General features: G+C 49.7%; 17 protein-coding genes. 2 read left to right on the top strand and 15 right to left on the bottom strand.

What is annotated here, in order from left to right; all coding sequences use genetic code 11:
• Positions 1 to 141 precede the first annotated feature (141 nt).
• The gene (locus LKD71_RS01930; protein ID WP_178044650.1) at positions 142 to 390 is read left to right on the top strand and encodes an alpha/beta-type small acid-soluble spore protein; all 249 of its coding nucleotides are present in this window, start codon (positions 142 to 144) and stop codon (positions 388 to 390) included.
• A gap of 72 nt (positions 391 to 462) precedes the next feature.
• Here the strand turns inward: LKD71_RS01930 and LKD71_RS01925 are convergent, their stop codons facing one another.
• From LKD71_RS01925 to LKD71_RS01910, 4 genes are all read right to left on the bottom strand, one after another.
• Positions 463 to 888 carry a DUF6465 family protein gene (locus LKD71_RS01925; protein WP_178044651.1) on the bottom strand — a complete coding sequence of 142 codons (426 nt, stop codon included), beginning with the start codon at positions 886 to 888 and terminating at the stop codon, positions 463 to 465.
• Between the two features lie 129 nt (positions 889 to 1,017).
• Positions 1,018 to 3,072, bottom strand: a complete 2,055-nt coding sequence (recG, locus tag LKD71_RS01920; protein ID WP_178044652.1) for an ATP-dependent DNA helicase RecG — start codon at positions 3,070 to 3,072, stop codon at positions 1,018 to 1,020.
• Between the two features lie 13 nt (positions 3,073 to 3,085).
• A complete protein-coding gene (locus LKD71_RS01915; protein ID WP_178044654.1) occupies positions 3,086 to 4,747 on the bottom strand; it encodes a DAK2 domain-containing protein in 1,662 nt (553 codons plus the stop codon).
• A gap of 20 nt (positions 4,748 to 4,767) precedes the next feature.
• The gene (locus LKD71_RS01910) at positions 4,768 to 5,124 is read right to left on the bottom strand and encodes an Asp23/Gls24 family envelope stress response protein (protein ID WP_178045521.1); all 357 of its coding nucleotides are present in this window, start codon (positions 5,122 to 5,124) and stop codon (positions 4,768 to 4,770) included.
• Positions 5,125 to 5,336: 212 nt separating this feature from the next.
• On the opposite strand from LKD71_RS01910, the gene rpmB reads away from it, so the two are divergent.
• Positions 5,337 to 5,525: a 50S ribosomal protein L28 gene (gene rpmB, locus LKD71_RS01905; RefSeq protein ID WP_178045522.1), complete on the top strand. Its 189-nt coding sequence runs from the start codon at positions 5,337 to 5,339 to the stop codon at positions 5,523 to 5,525.
• Between the two features lie 58 nt (positions 5,526 to 5,583).
• Here rpmB and LKD71_RS01900 read toward each other — a convergent pair whose 3' ends face one another.
• The 11 genes from LKD71_RS01900 to LKD71_RS01850 all read right to left on the bottom strand — a co-directional run bounded on the left by LKD71_RS01900 (position 5,584) and on the right by LKD71_RS01850 (position 16,937).
• On the bottom strand, positions 5,584 to 5,748 hold the full coding sequence (locus tag LKD71_RS01900; protein WP_227614134.1) for a hypothetical protein: 165 nt from the start codon (positions 5,746 to 5,748) through the stop codon (positions 5,584 to 5,586).
• Positions 5,733 to 5,978 (bottom strand): hypothetical protein, encoded by a 246-nt coding sequence (locus LKD71_RS01895; protein WP_227614133.1) that lies wholly within the window; start codon positions 5,976 to 5,978, stop codon positions 5,733 to 5,735. The genes LKD71_RS01900 and LKD71_RS01895 overlap by 16 nt, the downstream gene beginning before the upstream one ends.
• Before the next feature lie 608 nt (positions 5,979 to 6,586).
• Positions 6,587 to 8,533: a DUF2207 domain-containing protein gene (locus LKD71_RS01890; protein ID WP_227614132.1), complete on the bottom strand. Its 1,947-nt coding sequence runs from the start codon at positions 8,531 to 8,533 to the stop codon at positions 6,587 to 6,589.
• 15 nt (positions 8,534 to 8,548) lie between these two features.
• Complete coding sequence (locus tag LKD71_RS01885; protein WP_178045526.1) at positions 8,549 to 8,686, bottom strand: hypothetical protein; 138 nt, start codon at positions 8,684 to 8,686, stop codon at positions 8,549 to 8,551.
• 127 nt (positions 8,687 to 8,813) lie between these two features.
• A complete protein-coding gene (locus tag LKD71_RS01880; protein ID WP_178045527.1) occupies positions 8,814 to 9,197 on the bottom strand; it encodes a GerW family sporulation protein in 384 nt (127 codons plus the stop codon).
• A gap of 12 nt (positions 9,198 to 9,209) precedes the next feature.
• Positions 9,210 to 10,328, bottom strand: a complete 1,119-nt coding sequence (locus LKD71_RS01875; protein WP_227614131.1) for a DUF2953 domain-containing protein — start codon at positions 10,326 to 10,328, stop codon at positions 9,210 to 9,212.
• A 3-nt stretch (positions 10,329 to 10,331) separates the two neighbouring features.
• The gene (locus LKD71_RS01870; protein WP_227614130.1) at positions 10,332 to 10,661 is read right to left on the bottom strand and encodes a hypothetical protein; all 330 of its coding nucleotides are present in this window, start codon (positions 10,659 to 10,661) and stop codon (positions 10,332 to 10,334) included.
• A 164-nt stretch (positions 10,662 to 10,825) separates the two neighbouring features.
• On the bottom strand, positions 10,826 to 11,278 hold the full coding sequence (locus tag LKD71_RS01865) for an NUDIX hydrolase (protein ID WP_117765684.1): 453 nt from the start codon (positions 11,276 to 11,278) through the stop codon (positions 10,826 to 10,828).
• A gap of 92 nt (positions 11,279 to 11,370) precedes the next feature.
• On the bottom strand, positions 11,371 to 12,927 hold the full coding sequence (locus LKD71_RS01860; protein ID WP_227614129.1) for a peptidoglycan D,D-transpeptidase FtsI family protein: 1,557 nt from the start codon (positions 12,925 to 12,927) through the stop codon (positions 11,371 to 11,373).
• Positions 12,881 to 14,581: an FtsW/RodA/SpoVE family cell cycle protein gene (locus LKD71_RS01855; RefSeq protein ID WP_227614128.1), complete on the bottom strand. Its 1,701-nt coding sequence runs from the start codon at positions 14,579 to 14,581 to the stop codon at positions 12,881 to 12,883. Before LKD71_RS01855 ends, LKD71_RS01860 begins: the two co-directional genes overlap by 47 nt.
• A gap of 7 nt (positions 14,582 to 14,588) precedes the next feature.
• Positions 14,589 to 16,937, bottom strand: coding sequence for a peptidase U32 family protein (locus LKD71_RS01850; RefSeq protein WP_227614127.1), 2,349 nt, complete (start codon positions 16,935 to 16,937; stop codon positions 14,589 to 14,591).
• Between the last annotated feature and the right edge of the window lie 44 nt (positions 16,938 to 16,981).

Genomic DNA, 16,981 nt, shown 5'->3' with positions numbered 1-16,981 from the left:
CAAACAGAGAAAAACAATGCCGCCGGATGAATTTTCCAGTTTAAGTCTGACCATTTTCCATATACTATGACTGCAATCAAAAAATTGCACAACAGGTAATGAAAATCCAAAGAATAATGAAGTACAAGGAGGCGTTTTATCATGGCAAATCGTTCATCTAACACAGCAGCAGTCCCTGAAGCAAAAGGTGCCCTGGACCGTTTCAAAATGGAAGTAGCCGGTGAGCTCGGCGTTCCCTTAACCGACGGATACAACGGAAACCTTACCTCCCGTCAGAATGGTTCTGTCGGTGGCTATATGGTCAAAAAAATGATCGAAGCCCAGGAGCGGCAGATGTCCGGACAGAACGGCATGAGCGGCCAGAGCGGCATGGGCGGCTCCCAGATGTAAGTCTTGCCGGAAAAACAGGCAAAAAAACAGGAGCAGGGGATTTTTCTCCCGCTCCTGTCTTTTTTCGTATGATTACAGTTCTACACTTCCGGTTACGTCGCCGTTTACAACATAGTAAGCTTTGTTTTCTTCGGGTTTCAGATAAACGGTGATGGAGGTGATCGTCTCTACGCCGCTGGCTTTCTTTGCTGTCTCTACGATGTCGGCGCTGTTGAGTTCCTTACCCAGATACTGAAGATATACAGACTCTTTTACAGCAGCTTTTCTCGTTCTCTTGGCGGCGGTCTTCTTTACTTCCTTTTTCACTTCGTCCTTAACCTCTTCCGCTTTGGAAACTGCTTTCTCTGCAACCTTAGCAACGGTCTTTACGGTTTCCTCCACAACAGGCACTGCTGCCTCAGTTGCTTCAACTACCGGTTCTGCTGCTTTCTTTGCGGTTGCTGCAGCTTTCTTGACAGTCTGTTTTGCAGTGGTCTTTACACTTCTTGAACCTTTCATAATGTTCCTCCTCACAAATCCTTTTTGTCCCGATCTCTTCCTTATCAATCTATCCCGTACATCTGTCCGCAAGACCTGAACAAAATCTTTCAACAGGGCAATAATACGCCTATTTCCAGAAAAAGGCAACTATAAATTGAGCATTCCATCCTCCAGATGGGTAGATTTCATCATTTTCTTGAAAAGCGGGCTGTCTTTCGACAGAAATTTGTCACTTTTTTCCATGATAAAAGCTGCCGTATCGCTGGCCTCCTTAAGGATCGCCGCGTCCTGAAAAATGTCTCCCAGCTTGAAATCCAGGATGCCGCTCTGCCGGATGCCGAAAAGATCTCCCGGTCCCCGAAGCTTCAAATCCTCCTCTGCGATGTAAAAACCGTCGTTGGAGCGATTCAGGATTCCCAGGCGCTCCTTTGTCTTCTTTCCGTCGTTTCCGTACATGAGAATACAGTAGGACTGGAAGCCGCCTCTACCCACTCTTCCGCGAAGCTGATGGAGCTGGGCCAGGCCGAAACGCTCGGCATTTTCGATCATCATAACCGTGGCGTTGGGCACGTTGACTCCCACCTCCACCACGGTGGTGGAGACCAGAACCTGGATCTCGTTTTTAAGAAAACGCTCCATGATCTCATTTTTTTCCTTCGGCTTCATCTTGCCGTGGAGATATTCCACCTGAATAAAGGCCGGAAGCCGCTCCCGAAGTCTGGCGGAATACTCGATGACATTCTCGGCCTCCATGGCCTCGCTCTCCTCCACCATGGGACAGATCACATAGGCCTGCCGTCCCTCCTCCACCTGTCTTTTGATGAAGGTGTAGGCTTTTTCCCGGTAGGAAGTATCCACGACGCAGTTCTTGATGGGCAGCCGGTTGGCGGGCAGCTCATTGACGATGGAAATATCCAGATCGCCGTAGAGGATTACCGCCAGGGTCCGGGGAATCGGTGTGGCGCTCATGACGATCGTATGGGGCATGGACCCTTTCTGGCTTAAGGCCTCTCTCTGGCGCACACCGAAACGGTGCTGCTCATCGGTAATGACCACAGCCAGTTTTTTATAATGAACCTTTTCCTGAATCAGGGCGTGAGTGCCCACGATGATATCCACTTCCTGATTTTCGATGCGCTCACAGGCCAGCCGTTTCTGTTTCCCGGTCATGGAGCCTGTGAGAAGTTCCGTACGATAGGGAAGACCCAGAGACTCCACCAGAGAAGTGATGGACTCGTAATGCTGCCTTGCCAGCACCTCCGTCGGGACCATGATCGCGCCCTGGCAGCCATTTTCCGCCGCCAGAAAGAGAGCCAGCTCCGCCAGGATCGTTTTTCCCGAGCCCACGTCTCCCTGGATCAGCCGGGCTGTGACTTCGCTGGAAGTCAGGTCTGCCTCCAGTTCCTTCCAGACCTTCTGCTGGGCCCCGGTCAGAGTGAAGGGAAGGCTTTCGATGATCTTCGGGATCTCTTCCTTTTTTTCCAGAAGAAAAGAAGGCCGGATCTTTTCCCGCCCCTCCTTCAGATTCCGTACAGCCAGGATAAACAGCAGAAACTCATCGAAGACCAGCCGGTGTCTCGCCAGCCGCATGCTGTGGTCGTCTTTCGGGAAATGGATCTCCTCTATGGCGTAATTATATTCCGCCAGATTGTATTTATGACGAATCTCTTCCGGCAGGTATTCTTTTTCCAGTTCCGCCTCGTCCAGCGCCTGGCGGATGGCTTTCTGCAGCATTTTTGTGGTAAGGCCCTCGGATAAAGGATAGACAGGCTGAAGCCTGCCCCGGAGTTTCTCATACTCTTCCATACGAAAAACAGCAGGCTGCTCCAGGAACATCTGCTGTCTTTTTCGTACGATCTTTCCGCGGAATACATAGCGGCTTCCGGACACAAGGCTGGATTTCAGGTAGGGCATGTTGAACCACGTCACCTGAATCGTACCGGTGCCATCCCGGATGACTCCCGTCACCACGGTCAGACGCCGAACCCTGCGAAGATTTAAGGGAGAGACGATCTCCCCGTAGAAAGCTCCCGCGTTTTTGTCATAAATTTCCCCGAGAGGCATGATGGGCTCGTAGCTCTCATAACCTCTCGGGTAATCATGAAGAAGATCTCCTATATCCGAAATGCCCGCCCGCTCAAAGACTGCCCTGGTCTTTTCGCCGATTCCTTTCAGGGAATCAATGGGTGACATCTCATTCATTTCGTTTCCTCGCTTACTCTACAGAGATCACATAATAATAGATGGGCTGGCCGCCGGAGTAGATCTCTACGTCGCAGCCGGAATACAGCTCCATGATCTCATTACCCAGAGCGTTGGCTGTCTCCTCGTCGATATCCGCACCGTAGTAGATGCTGATGAGCTCGGAGTCATCGTCCGCCATGGCTGCCAGCATATCCTTCGTCACATCGGAGAGGTTCTTTCCGACAGAAAGGATGGAGTGATCGCCGATTCCCATGAAGTCGCCCTCGTGGATCTCTTTGTCGTCGATGTGGGTGTCGCGCACCGCATAGGTCACTTCACCGGTCTTCACATGCTGGATCTCCTCCATCATGGAAGCCTCGTTCTCCTCTGGAGTCCGGTCGGGATTGTAATTGATCACAGCTGTGATTCCCTGGGGAACCGTCTTGGTCGGGATCACAAAGATCTTTTTATCTTTCGTCAGTACCTTGGCCTGATTGGCGGCCAGAATAACGTTTTTATTATTCGGGAAAATGAAGACATTCTCTGCATTGACCTTGTCGATCGCACTCAGCATATCCTCGGTGCTGGGGTTCATGGTCTGGCCGCCCTCGATCAGACAGTCCACGCCAAGTCCCTTGAAGATCTCGCCGATACCCTCACCGATGGAAACGGAGATAAAGCCGCACTCTTTCTTCGGCTCCTTCTTCTTCTCTTCCTCTGCCTGCTGGGCAGCAAGCTTCTCTGCGTCCTTGATGAGCTTCTCCTGATGTTCCTCACGCATGTTGTCGATCTTCATACGGGTCAGGGCTCCGTAGGTCAGAGCACGCGAAATTGCTTTGCCAGGGTCGTTTGTATGTACATGGACCTTGACAATATCCTCATCTGCCACCAGTACGATGGAATCGCCGATGGACATCAGAAACTCTTTGAATTCATGCTCAGTCTCCGGGCTCATGGGCTTGTCCAGCATAATGATGAACTCGGTGCAATAACCAAATTTGATCTCTTTCTCTTCCGGCTGTGCCTCGGCTGCTGCCTTGGCGCTCTTCTGCTCTTCTACTGTGTACTCAATCTCTTTTCCCTTGAATACGTCGAGAGCACCCTTCATGACCTGCATCAGGCCCTGTCCGCCGGAATCCACCACTCCTGCTTCTTTCAGCACCGGAAGCATCTCCGGAGTCCGTGCCAGGACTGCGTCGCCCTCTGCCACGATGGCCTCCATCATCTCTTCCAGCTCCATGCCTTCCGTTGCCAGCTCGGAAGCCTTCTCAGCCATGCCTCTGGCTACCGTTAGAATCGTTCCTTCTTTCGGCTTCATAACTGCCTTGTAGGCGGTCTCCACTGCCTTTTCAAAGGCCTCTGCCAGAAGCGGAGCGTCGATCTCGTCATGTTTCTTGATTCCCTTAGTAAAACCACGCAGAAGCTGGGACAGGATAACGCCTGAGTTTCCGCGGGCGCCTCTTAAGGATCCGGAGGAAATTGCCTTGCACAAAGGCTCCATTTCCGGGTTCTCCAGGGAAGCCACCTCTTTCGCGGCGGATGTGATCGTCAGCGTCATGTTTGTACCTGTGTCTCCATCCGGAACCGGGAATACGTTCAGCTCATTGATCCATTCTTTGTTGGCCTCCAGGTTCTTGGCACCGCCCAGAAACATTTTAGCGCAGAGCGCGGCATTTATTGTCTTGATTTCCAAAATCTTGTTCCTCCTTACAATCAGTCAATCGGCCTTACGCCTTCAACGAAAACGTTGATGTCCTTGATCTCCATGCCGGTAAATTCTTCTACCTTATATTTAACATTGCTGAACAGGTTGTCTGCCACAGCGGAGATGCTCACACCATAGGCTACGATTACATGAAAATCCAAAGAAATTTTATTATCCTCCAGCGTGACATTGATGCCATGCTTTAAACTGTCCTTCTTCAAGAGTTTTACCAGGCCGTCCTTCATATTGACCGTCGCCATCCCGACAATGCCGAAGCACTCCACAGCCACACTGCCCGCATAAGTGGCAATGACATCTGTATCAATCAGGATAGAGCCAAACTCTGTATTCATACGTCCCTTCATATCCGTACCTCCTCTTACTTCTGATTTTAAACATACTTGTTTTTTATTATACCCTGTTTTTGCCTAAATGAAAACAGAATTTTTTGTTTTTTAAAATTTTTATCCATTTTTTCATTTTATGCTTGCAAAACGGACAGACTTCTGTTAAAATACCAATTGTTGCAAGTCTGCTGTCAGGATGGCAGGCGAAATTTTTATAAGGAGGTGCAGTCATGGCTAGATGTGCTGTTTGTGATAAGGGTGCTCATTTCGGAATCAAAGTGAGTCATTCTCATAGAAGATCCAATAAAATGTGGAAATCCAACATTAAATCTGTTCGCGTTAAAGCCGCCAACGGTGGGGTTCAGAAAATGTACGTTTGTACTTCCTGCCTGAAATCCGGTAAAGTAGAAAGAGCTTAATCGCTTTTGATTGAATGGATGATGATACCGCTGTTCCGTTTTGGAGCAGCGGTTTTTTTCATACTTTCCTGAGTTTCTTCACCTCCGCTTTATATGTCAGCAGAAAATCTCTGAGAACGTCTTCCTGAATACATTCGTCCACCGTCTGTTCGATGGCAGCTTCCAGCGGCTGATTCTCAGAATATCTGCGTACTTTATCCACAAAGATCATATACTCGCGCATGGTGCGGCTTTTTTCACAAATCTCACCATCCTGGAATAGCTGTCACTGACATAAAAGAGACAACGCAAAGGCATATTTCCATTTTTACTGGACTGCTGCTCATAAAGGAACAATTTTTCATAATCCGTCCCATTCATGGCATTGTAAAGCTCCAGAAGTTTCTCTCTGCTGTTGAAAATCATACGGAATACACGGTCTTTGTAGTGTCTGTTCGCTTTTAATTCGGTCATTCTTTGTCCTCCTCTTGGTTAGGAGCTTTTGTATTTTTCAGAAACTCCACTTTTATTCAGTTGTACCTGTCGCATTGGAAATTTCTAAGGCTGCGAACGCAGCTGAAATACAGAAACGGCAGAGCGCCGTAAAAGAATAATTAGAAGTAAAATGTTTATGTCCATATTAACTTATCTTTTTTCATTTTTCACTATATTTTTGCAATTTTATTTTTTACAAAAGAAAAGCCCAGAGGATATAAACTCTGAGCTTTTTCTTATAACCTTTATTTTTCTTCCTTTTCATCCAAACTGTATTTGCGTTTTTTATGAAGACCAAATACGGAAAACAGCAAAAGAAGAAGATCTAGTGTACTGTATTGCTGATCGTTCCTGTAAGTTCTTATAATCCTTTTGAATTATCTGATCGATCACCTGTAAATCCTGTTTTTCCATGATAACCTGCAAAACATATTCCAGGCATTCTTTCTGCTTGAATACATTTCGCATAAATATATCACTCATGAGCGTAAAATTTTTAATAATGCTTCTGATCTAAAGCATATTTTTGCTTACTTTTATCTTAGCATTGACAAAGTGCCTTTACAAGATACTTGTTATGAAGCCTCCTACCAACTTCCAACTCCGCCGCCTCCACCGGCGCTGTCGGAGGAAGCGCCGGAGCTGTCGGAGGAAGCGCCGGAGCTGTCGGAGGAACCGGAGGTGAAGGAGTCGATTTTTTCGGCAACGGCGCTCTTGTTGTCGATCTGGCAGCGGGGGTAGAAGTCCTCGCTGATCCAGCGGTCCATGTAGCGGGCGGAGAAAGGATCATCCTCGTCCACTTTGTACCAGAAGGGCTGGGTGTTCCGGATGGGCCGGAAGTTTTTCTCCCAGCGGGCCGTGAGACCTAAAGCTACTGCATAAGGGAATATCCGATAATAGTAGTCGGGATCTGAAATGAGGAGGCGCTCCAGTGTACCTTTATCACCTTTCCAGATAAATTTTCTGAGACCGGAAAGCTCCTTCCAGAGAGCATTCCGGTAAGCGGAAAAATGAAAGAGAGAACCGCCGAACAGGGCTGCCGCTGCCCCAAAAGCAAAACCACCGTACATATAAAGATCCGATATGAGGCAATCCACGCCGGTGCAGAACCAGACATCCACCAGAATACAGAACATCAGAAACAGGAAGATCACCCAGCGAAGAAAACCGCCTGCTTCCCCGTCTGAAAAGGCCTCTTCGCCTTTGGCCTTCTGCCGGTTCCTCCAGGCCATGAAGATTACAATGCCCCCAAAGACTCCGAAGACCATATGGTCGCTCAGTGAAACAGCACTGGAGCCGCCGATAAAAATGCCGAAGCTCACAGAGACAAGTATCATCGCTATCCAGTCCAGAAATTTCCGAAGGCCCAGATCTTTTTCCCCGTTAAACTCTTTTTCCAGTTCTTTTAAGGCTTTCCGGAGATATTTTTCAAAACCTTCCGGCAGCTTCTGCGTATAGACTTCTTCCGCTCCATCCCGGAAAAGAGCCTCAAACATCGTCTTCTGATAGGCCGGAGCGGATTCCGGAAGTTCTTTCTTTTTCACGAGACGGATCCCCTCCGTCTTTTTCTTCTTCCGGCCATGAATCTCCACATAATCCTGCTGGGCCCAGTAAAGGATCAGAGAAAGCAGGTCCGTAAAACGCACGGCGCCGCGATAGATTGCCCCTGCTTTGGCGCTGTCCATCTCCTCCGGCGGATAATAAACCACCCGGCCGAACTTCGCACGACTCCGAAAAATCAGGGATAAGATCAGATAAAGAACAGACAAAATGGCTGTCAACGCAAACATCGTCTCCGGAAAAGCGGCTGAAAGCTTGAAAGCATTTTTAAAGTAGCCTCTCGGCAGGTTCGTAAAAACTGTCACCGCCTGGTTCTCTCCGATATTCTCCGCCTGACCGCTGACGCCGTATTCGTTGAGCTCGTAGGAAACTTTCAGCATATTTTTCTTTTCACCCGGGTCTCCGCTGTAGATCAGGAAAGCCTCCAGAGAAGCGTCCGTCAGAGGCTTTTCAAAGGTCAGCCGAAAAGTGAAACGATTGATCGGCACTTCCGTCTCAGACCCAAGAATCGAATAATAGAGGAAATCGCTGTAAGGAATCCGGTCGTCCGGCATCACATAAGTATAGGTGAGCACATAGGTCTTTGCCCCGATCACCGCCTCATCCTCGGAGCCGATCTTGATGACCTCGTCCTCTCCCTGACGGCTGGCGGTAAATTCATCGCCTTTGACCTGAATGTTTCGGATCTTATTTCCGTAACGGAAGATCTTCTCCTCACTCTTGTCCTGTTTTTTGGAAATATCCCGGACTACCGTCATCTCCATGGGAATATTCCGATAAATGCCATGGCGCTCTTCCGTAAAATAGACGCCGATCCGCTCCGTCACATCGATGGTATTGTCCGTGTGAAGGATGGCTTTCACATCGTAATCCGTGATGGTATAGCCGCCCTCGTCCGCCTGCACGCTTCCGCCCAGAGCCAGGAGAATCCAAAACAGGAGTCCCCAAAAGACAGCTTTTCTTTGTACTTTCATGATATTCTCCTTTGTTTATCCGCAGAAAAGACAGTAGCCCACAATCAGCAGAAAAGCAGTCAGAACCACCGCCGAAAAGGTCCCCGGCAGAAAAAATGAAATCAGGATCCCGATTCCGATCCAGAACATCGTGTAGCCGGTTATCCGTTTCATATTCTCGCCCCAAATGCTTCTTTCCTACAGTATATGCAGCTTTTTCCTGAGATTTCATGCTTTGGCAAAAAGAAAACAGCTCCCGGCGCTGCCAGCTTCGGCAGGTTTCAGGCGCTGTCTTTCTTTTTTATTCCTCTGTTTCTGCTTTCTCTGCGGGATCTGTATCGGAACCTGAGGTAAATTTATTGACGAAATCCGGCACCATATCAAGGATCTTGGTCATGCTGTCCTGATTCTTGATGTTCACCAGCTTCGTCGCACCGTCTTTGATGACAAGGACTGCGCTGGGGGTCATTTTTCCGCCGATGCCGCCGCCTCCGCCGCTTTTCACACCTTCTGCCTTGGCTGTAGCTCCCATGCCGAAGGAAACGTCCACCAGCGGAAGGATGATCGTGTCACCCACGGTAATCGCATCTCCCACGACGGTCTTCGTGGTCATAAAACCGTCCATTCCTTTGAAAAGAGAATCTACCGTATTCTGGAAATTGTTCTTTTTACTTTCGTCTGCCATTTTTATCTCCTCCTATTCTTTCAGTCTCTGTCTGAGATGTTTCAAATTTTTATCAAAAAGAAGTTTCAAACCAACATAGGCCAGATGAACCAGCCGGACATGGCCTTTGATCACCAGGTCTCCCTCCAGAACAATCTCTTCTGTCTCAAAGACCGGCTCCAGAGCCAGTTTGGAAAAAGCCAGGGGCCGCAGCACATAGAGAAAACCTGTGAGTTGCCCCGTAATCGCCGGGTCCGGGAGGCCATATTTCAGATAGCCTTTTCCTTTTCGCGGCCGGATATGATGAAGCAGATAAAAAAGATAACTTTTCACGGAACGGATCAGGTTCTGCGTCTCCTCTTCCTGCCAGATCTCAATATAATGGTCGATTTTTGCCTTCAACTCCGCCAGGGAATGAAAAAGCGCTTTGATCCGGTCGAGCTGCTTTTTGAGCAGCTGGCCGATGGCCAGGATGACCGCCCGGAGCTTCTTGAAAAATTCCGGAATCTCGCGGAGCTTTTCGCCCAGGCTCGAGAAAATGGACTTCCGGGGAGCGGTAACTGGCTCAGCTGCAGGTTCCGGTGACGGTGTCGGCTCTGTTCTGGAAACCGTTTTTGATATCGTTTCTGGCACTGGCTCCGGTTTCGGCTGCACGGCTACCGATGTTTCCTGGGATTTTTCAGGTTCAGGCACAGGTACGGATATTTTCTTCTCCGGAATCCGTTCTGGTACGGTTTTTTCCATCTCTGTCTGCTTGGATTCCTGTTTCTTCGACTGATCCGCAGGTTTCTTCCGGGCTTCCTCCGCCTTCGGCTTCGGCACCGCAGCCGATTTCTCTGCCCTGGTTTTCTTAGGCGATGTCTTTTTCACGGGCTTCGGCTTCTTCCCCTTCTTCGGAATCAGCTGAAAGCCTCCTATTTTCACCGCCAGCCCTTTTCCATCCGGCTTCTCATAGAAGATTCTCGCCGTCACCAGATGAAGGAGCCAGCTCACTTTTCCCCTGACAAAGGTATCTTCCTCCGTATGCCGGAAGGCAACCTCATAGCGCAGGGGTACAAACAGAAGAAGCAACAGGGCCAGCAAGAGAAGGAGCAGGACTGCCGCCAACAGGATTCCCACTGCTTTCAGTATAACCAAAATGATATGTAGCATGTCTCACAATCCTTCTTTTTCAAGCTTGTCTTTCAGATATTGCCTCACGTCGGTGCCGCCGGTCTTCCGGATGGTTTCCTCCACAATCCCGACCACCAGATCCACAGCTTCCTCATAACCCACGGCGATACCGACGATCATGGGAAGATTCCTTCTTAATGCTTTCTGTTTCAGAAGATGGGAAGGCAGGATATCAAAGAGATCTTTTCCGTTGGAGGCCAGCGTCACCAGATAGATATTCAGCATTCCAGCGCCGCATTTCAGCTTCCAGATGATCTTCGACTGTTTTTTCGCGGCCTCGGGGCCTACATAAAGCTTTCCATACCATTTCATAGAATCTTCCTTTCGACCCTGCGGTCCTGCCTCCTTTTATGGATCATTTCCATAAATTCCAATCACTATTCCTTATTCTAACAGATTTTCCTGTTTTTTCCACTACTTTTTAAAAGAAAAACTGCCGCACCCGGTCCTACGATCCGGTGCAGCAGTTCCTCCTCTTAAAAATATTTTCTGCTTCCCCAGAGATTCCTCTTTTTCAGGTCCAGATACTCATTATATGCACGTTCCAGTATCTGTTTCTCGTTGGAAAATTTCAGCAGGTGATAGGCTTCATGAAACTTATAATAGCCCGAATCCACAAAATATTCTTCACGTTGTGGTTTGCTGTAATAGCTGTCTGACATCATGAGGTACCAGTGTACATCCTTGGACACCGTGTTTTCCGGCACGTTAAATGTATACTGGCTCTTGCCAACATATTTGATGATCGACGCGTGAACGCCTGTCTCCTCCAGCACCTCCCTCGTTGCTGTGTCCTTATACTCTTCACCAGCCTCTACAGTTCCTTTTGGCAGAACCCAGCCCTCGTACTTGTTCTTGTAACTCTTGTACAGAAGCAGGATTTTGCCCCGAAATATGACCACACCGCCACAGCTCGTTGCCTCAATCATTGCAATTCCTCCTGTTATGCGTTGTGCATGATAAAACTGATTTAAGTATAACTCTTTGCGTTCATTCAGTCAACCCCGGCTTTTCCTCCTCATCAATAGCCGTACTTATTCTGATAATAAGTATCAAAAATATATTTTGCAATCGGAACCGCCGTGCTGCTTCCGGAACCGCCGTCCTCAGCGATGACAGCGATGGCAAGTTCCGGGTTGTCCACATTCGTGTAGCCCACAAACCAGCTATGAGTACCGCGCTCGCCGGAGGCCGTATCATACTCGGCAGAACCTGTCTTTCCTGCTGCCGTATAGGAAGCTCCGGAAAGGGCGCTGGCCGTACCGCTCTGCACCGTGGTGATCATATAATTTCCGATGGTTTCCGCCTCGTCCGCAGACATCACGGTGGCATAGCTGGAAGGTTTGAAGGTTTTCACCTCATCCCCGTCATAGGTAGAAATGCTGTCCACATAGTAGGGTTTCATGAGAGTTCCGCCATTTGCCACAGCTGAGGCCACCAAAGCCATCTGAAGCGGCGTTGCCAAGGTATCGCCCTGACCGATGGCAGTCGTCATCTCCTCACCGTAGGAAGCGTCCTCTGCCAGAGTGAAACGGCTGTCCGCAGAAGCCATGTTGATGGAGAGATCCTTATTGAAACCAAAGGATTCACAGATCTTTTTGAACTCCGCATTATCCAGCTCGGTTCCAATCGTGGCAAAAGCGCCGTTACAGGAATTTTTAAACGCAGTTTCCAGATCTTCCATTCCATGGACGGAACCGCCGTAACAGGTGATGCTCACGTCATCTCTTGTAACCAGACCTTCGCAGTTGAAGACAAAGTTCTGATAATCGTTCGGGTGCTGACGCATGTAAGCCAGCGTCGTAATGATCTTGAAGGTGGACCCCGGCGGGTAAAGTCCCTGCACTGCACGATTCAGAAGCGGACTTCCGGAATTTTCATCATTTAAGGACTCCCAGTCGGCTGAGATAGAAGCCGGGCTGAAATCCGGCTTGGAGACCATGGCCAGAATCCGACCTGTGGAAGGCTCCATAATCACCACTGCTCCCCGGTAATTTCCCAGAGCGTCATAGGCAGCCCGCTGCAGCAATGTACTCAGGCTTAAATTCACGCTGTCTCCCTGAATTTTCACATCCTGGGCCTCGTTTTTGATCTGCTCAAAAAGAGAGGCATGGCAGGAAGTCAGCTCTGTATTATAGGTAGATTCCGTACCGGAGCGGCCGTTGCTGGCATAGCCCACGACATGGGCGAAAACCCGGTCGTAAGGATACTCTCTGGTCTCGCTGCCATCCTCCGCCACATTGGTGGTGGCCAGAATCTCTCCGTCAGAGGAATAAATATTTCCGCGGATCACCATGTTATCTTTGCTGTCCTGTTTCGTATTATAGCTGTTGCTGTTGATGCTCTCCCGGTCCGCGATGTTGAAATAGACCAGATAACCGCAGAGGCTTAAAAACATCAGCACAAAGAAATAGCTGGCCTTCACAAAGACCTTATTCTGCTCTTTTCTGGACTCAGGAGCGCCTTCCGTTTCCTGTTTCTTCTTTTTTCCTTTTTTCTTTTTCCCGGAGGGTTCCTCCGCAGGGGAATCCTCAACGGGATTTTCTTCGTAAGCTGAATTTATGTCTTTCTTTTTCATTGGATTCCTCCTCACTGCCATCTGTCTCCTCATCGTATTCATTCATTCCGTAACCCCGGTCGGGCGCATAAAGATCCGGGCCGGAGTTCTGCGGGTCCGGAAAATTCTCGTCGTAACCCACCTGCTGATAGGGCATGTAACCATTTTCTTGATAAGGATAACCGTTGTCATATCCATTTTCCGGATAGCCATAGCCGTCTCCCTCATAAGGATAGCCGTTTTCGTGGCCGTCCTTCGGATACGGATAGGGATAGCCGTTCTCATCATACCCGTAAGGAGCGTAGCCGTCCGGCCCCGGGTAAAAATTTCCATATTCGTCGTAATATCCGTATTCCCCGTCGGGGTACTCTCCCCGCTCCTCGCGTCGGGAGATGTAGAAGCCCTGAACGATGGCAAACATAATGACCGTACTCATGATGGAACTTCCTCCGTAACTGATAAACGGAAGAGTCACACCGGTGGAGGGGATCATTTTCATGGCTCCGCCCACAGTCAGGAAGACCTGCACGGAAAAGGTACAGCCAAGCCCCAGAGAAGCCAGTCTTGCAAATTTATTTTCCATCTTGAAGGCGATGTTCACGAACATGATAAAGCAGCTCATGTAGATGAGGATCAGGCAGATCGCAAAGAAACCGCCCAGCTCTTCACAGATTGCAGAAAACATAAAATCCTGCTCCACAATCGGAATCATCGTCGGAGAACCCTGGTAAAGGCCCGTTCCAAACCAGCCGCCCGCACCGATAGCGAAAAGGGACTGGGCCACCTGGTAGCCGTCTCCGGTGTAAGAAGCAAAAGGATCCTTCCAGACCTGAACACGGACGCGCACATGGCTGAAAAGAAAATAGGCAGCCACGGAAGCGATAACTCCCGCCGCAATACCAAGGAAGAGATACCGCCAGTCTCTGGTACCCACATAAAGCATGACAAGGTACGTCACAAAGAAGATCAGCGCACTTCCCAGGTCCTTGGAGACCACGAGGATCAGCACATGGGCTCCGGCGATGGCCGTCGTGATGACCACATGCTTAAAGTCGGTCGCTTTCGCCAGAAGGCTTGCCACCGCAAAGACAAAGATGATCTTTACAAACTCAGAAGGCTGGAACGTAAAGCCGCCGATGCTCAGGGACAGCTTGGAACCGTAGCTGAACTTTGCAAAAACCAGCACCACGCCCAAAAGGCCGATACCGCCCAGCGCGTAAATATAGCCCAGTTTATCCAGAAATTTCAGCTTTTTGACCAGGATCGGAATGATCAGGGCCGCCACCGTGGCGATCGCCAGGATCTTGAATTGCTTCATCGACTGGTCGTAAGAGATACGGGTCAGCATGATAAAGCCGATCGTGATCAGCATGCACATGTTGTTGACCAGAAGCTTCGAAGCCCTGGGGTAAAGATTCCGGAAAAGCACCAGCACCGCTCCCAGATAGATCGCCTGGGCTCCGTAAAAATAAAAGAGCGTGGACTCATCCATCTTCAGGTAAAACACCGTGAAGGCGATAAAATGAATGGCGAACATCAGAACATTCTGTCTCAGGAACAGAAATTCCCTCGCGTCCTCATTCTTTTTTTTGAAAATGATATAGCTCTGCAGCGCGTAAAGAGCGATGAGCACCAGCAGAACATACTTAGAAATGTCAATAATCAGTTTTGTCATGATTTTTCTACTCCACTCCCCGTTTAAAATGCCCCCGGGTAAACTCCGGAAGCTTCATAGAAGCAGCTTCCCCGAAAAGGAAGCGCCGGGCGTAAGTTTCGGCGATTTTCTCTGCTTCCTCTGCCGTTTCTGTCGTAAAGGAAAGGCGTATTCCCACAGGAGCCAGCGCGCGGATCTCTTGTTCCTGATCCGAAAGGTCCAGCGGAGCCGTGTTGAAAACGATATTTATGCAGACCGAACAGTCGCTCCAGACAGGAAAAGTCTTACCCTTCCGATCTGTAAGGAAAGTAAATTCTTTCTTTTTATTGCAGTTTCCCGTGGTCCGTTTCACACACTGGGAGGAAAGCATCAGCGCCGCCCTGCCGTAGACTACAAGCTCGCTGCCAGAAAGCCCTCTCCTGGAAAGCTCATGGCTGTTGAGCTCCAGAGGAGCCGTATCCGCCGAAAAGCCCTGTTCTTTTAAGAAAGTACGGGCCTCCTGATTCCAGGAATAAAGGTTCGCGTCCGCGATCAGGACCGCTCCCGGCACCCGTTCCTTCAGATAAGCCAGCTCTTCCAGGTTCCGCACAAGAAAACCATCCGGAAAAGTAAGGTTCCTCTCTGTCTCTTCCGTCTCAAAAAGCGCTCTCTTGTCTGCCCGGAAAAGGGGCGGCATCGCAAGAAAACATTCCTTTCCCTGACCCTGGATGGTTTTCCGAAGGTGAAAAAAGGTTTCCGGCTGCTCCAGAAGAAGATCGCTCTCCAGATAGAAACGCCGGATGCCCGGCTGATTCAGAAGGACCTCTGCCTGACGGGCATCAGAAACCAGTACAGCAAGATACGGCTCTTCTGCTTTTTCCCCGGAAAAACTCTCCGGAACCAGTTTCTCCGGACAACTCCGCCTGGAACTTCCAAGAACCGCCCCCGAGAGCTTCTCGATGCCTTCTCTTCGAAGCTCCTTTAGGGCCTGCACCGGAAGGAAACAGCCTTCCTCCAGCTCGATTTCCAGCTGATCGAAGGTAAATTCTGTGTTTCCGGTCTTTCGGAGCTGCTTCTCGACACTTTCCCGGGTGAGAGCCGACTTCTGAGCCGGTTCTGCTGCCGCCCCGGAAACCTCCGCCGAAAATCCGCCATAATTCAGTGAGAGTATAACAGGTTTTCCAAGGGAGATTCTTAATTTCCCATTAAGTTTTTCCCTATGAAATCCGAAATTCTGATAGGCAGAAAGCTCTGCAAGGAGAGCCGCATTCTGGGTCCGGTGAAGGATTTCCCCGGGAGCGACCCGCATATCCCGGCCTGCTTTCATCTGAAAATCTCTTCCGGACGGAATCTCCGCATTCATCGTGGCGCTCTCCAGAACGTCGCCCTTATGGAGGTCCTCCAGGGCCCGGGCCGTGATGAGATTTTTCCGTACCGCCAGAACTTTGGCCCCTTTCGTGCCGAAATGATTCTGCCGAAACGTACTCATCATGCCTGCATTCCCTTTGGTCTTATAATAGCCTTCCGAAAAACCGCCGCGATTATAGAGATCCATCAGCTCCTCGATATCTCTCTCATCCACCTTATAGTTTTTCTTTCCTTTTTCTTCCAGAAGATCCAGATATTTCCGGTAAATTCTGGTCACGCCGGCCGTGTACTCCGGCCGCTTCATCCGCCCTTCAATCTTCAGGGAATAGACTCCGGCCTCCAGAATCTCCGGCAGGATCTTCAAAGTGCAGATATCCTTGGGGCTTAAGAGATACTCTCCCGCTCCTCTCGGCTCCCTGGAAAAATGCCAGGGCAGGCGGCAGGGCTGGGCACAGCGGCCCCGGTTTCCACTCCGGCCGCCGATCATACTGCTCAAAAGACACTGACCGGAATAGGAGTAACAGAGGGCCCCGTGGACGAAGGACTCAATCTCAAGGTCTGTTTTTTCGTGGATGTTCCGGATCTCCGGAAGGGTCAGCTCCCGGGAAGTCACCACCCGCGTCACGCCGAATTTTTCCAGAATGGCCGCGCCCTCGGCGCTCTGATCCGTCATCTGGGTGCTCGCATGGAGATCCAGCTCTGGAAACTGGCGCTTCAGATAGCGCAATACGCCGAAATCCTGGACAATGGCCGCATCCAGACCGTGCTCATAAAAGGGAGCCAGAAAATCATAGAGGTCTCCCATCTCCTGTTCCTTCAGGAGCGTATTTACTGTCATATACAGTTTTACCCCGTGAAGGTGGCAGAAATCCAGCGCCTCGATCATTTTTCCCGTGTCCGGATTTTCCGCGTAAGCTCTGGCTCCAAACCGGGAACCGCCCATATAGACGGCATCCGCTCCTGCATTGACCGCGGCCACCATACTCTCGAAAGATCCTGCCGGCGCCAGTAATTCCGCTCTTTTTGTCATATCTATCTTCCTCCGCATAAGTAAAAGGAAAGGCTGTCACACGG

The sequence above is a fragment of the Fusicatenibacter faecihominis genome (genome assembly GCF_020686945.1).
Taxonomy (GTDB): Bacteria; Bacillota; Clostridia; order Lachnospirales; family Lachnospiraceae; genus Limivivens; species Limivivens faecihominis.
This window is presented reverse-complemented; position numbering and strand designations above follow the sequence as displayed.

Bases quoted from the DNA above. Each gene is read 5' to 3' on its own strand.
- LKD71_RS01930 (WP_178044650.1), top strand. From the start codon at position 142: ATGGCAAATCGTTCATCTAACACAGCAGCAGTCCCTGAAGCAAAAGGT.
- LKD71_RS01925 (WP_178044651.1), bottom strand. From the start codon at position 888: ATGAAAGGTTCAAGAAGTGTAAAGACCACTGCAAAACAGACTGTCAAG.
- recG (WP_178044652.1), bottom strand. From the start codon at position 3,072: ATGAATGAGATGTCACCCATTGATTCCCTGAAAGGAATCGGCGAAAAG.
- LKD71_RS01910 (WP_178045521.1), bottom strand. From the start codon at position 5,124: ATGAAGGGACGTATGAATACAGAGTTTGGCTCTATCCTGATTGATACA.
- rpmB (WP_178045522.1), top strand. From the start codon at position 5,337: ATGGCTAGATGTGCTGTTTGTGATAAGGGTGCTCATTTCGGAATCAAA.
- LKD71_RS01900 (WP_227614134.1), bottom strand. From the start codon at position 5,748: ATGCGCGAGTATATGATCTTTGTGGATAAAGTACGCAGATATTCTGAG.
- LKD71_RS01895 (WP_227614133.1), bottom strand. From the start codon at position 5,978: ATGACCGAATTAAAAGCGAACAGACACTACAAAGACCGTGTATTCCGT.
- LKD71_RS01890 (WP_227614132.1), bottom strand. From the start codon at position 8,533: ATGAAAGTACAAAGAAAAGCTGTCTTTTGGGGACTCCTGTTTTGGATT.
- LKD71_RS01885 (WP_178045526.1), bottom strand. From the start codon at position 8,686: ATGAAACGGATAACCGGCTACACGATGTTCTGGATCGGAATCGGGATC.
- LKD71_RS01880 (WP_178045527.1), bottom strand. From the start codon at position 9,197: ATGGCAGACGAAAGTAAAAAGAACAATTTCCAGAATACGGTAGATTCT.
- LKD71_RS01875 (WP_227614131.1), bottom strand. From the start codon at position 10,328: ATGCTACATATCATTTTGGTTATACTGAAAGCAGTGGGAATCCTGTTG.
- LKD71_RS01870 (WP_227614130.1), bottom strand. From the start codon at position 10,661: ATGAAATGGTATGGAAAGCTTTATGTAGGCCCCGAGGCCGCGAAAAAA.
- LKD71_RS01865 (WP_117765684.1), bottom strand. From the start codon at position 11,278: ATGATTGAGGCAACGAGCTGTGGCGGTGTGGTCATATTTCGGGGCAAA.
- LKD71_RS01860 (WP_227614129.1), bottom strand. From the start codon at position 12,927: ATGAAAAAGAAAGACATAAATTCAGCTTACGAAGAAAATCCCGTTGAG.
- LKD71_RS01855 (WP_227614128.1), bottom strand. From the start codon at position 14,581: ATGACAAAACTGATTATTGACATTTCTAAGTATGTTCTGCTGGTGCTC.
- LKD71_RS01850 (WP_227614127.1), bottom strand. From the start codon at position 16,937: ATGACAAAAAGAGCGGAATTACTGGCGCCGGCAGGATCTTTCGAGAGT.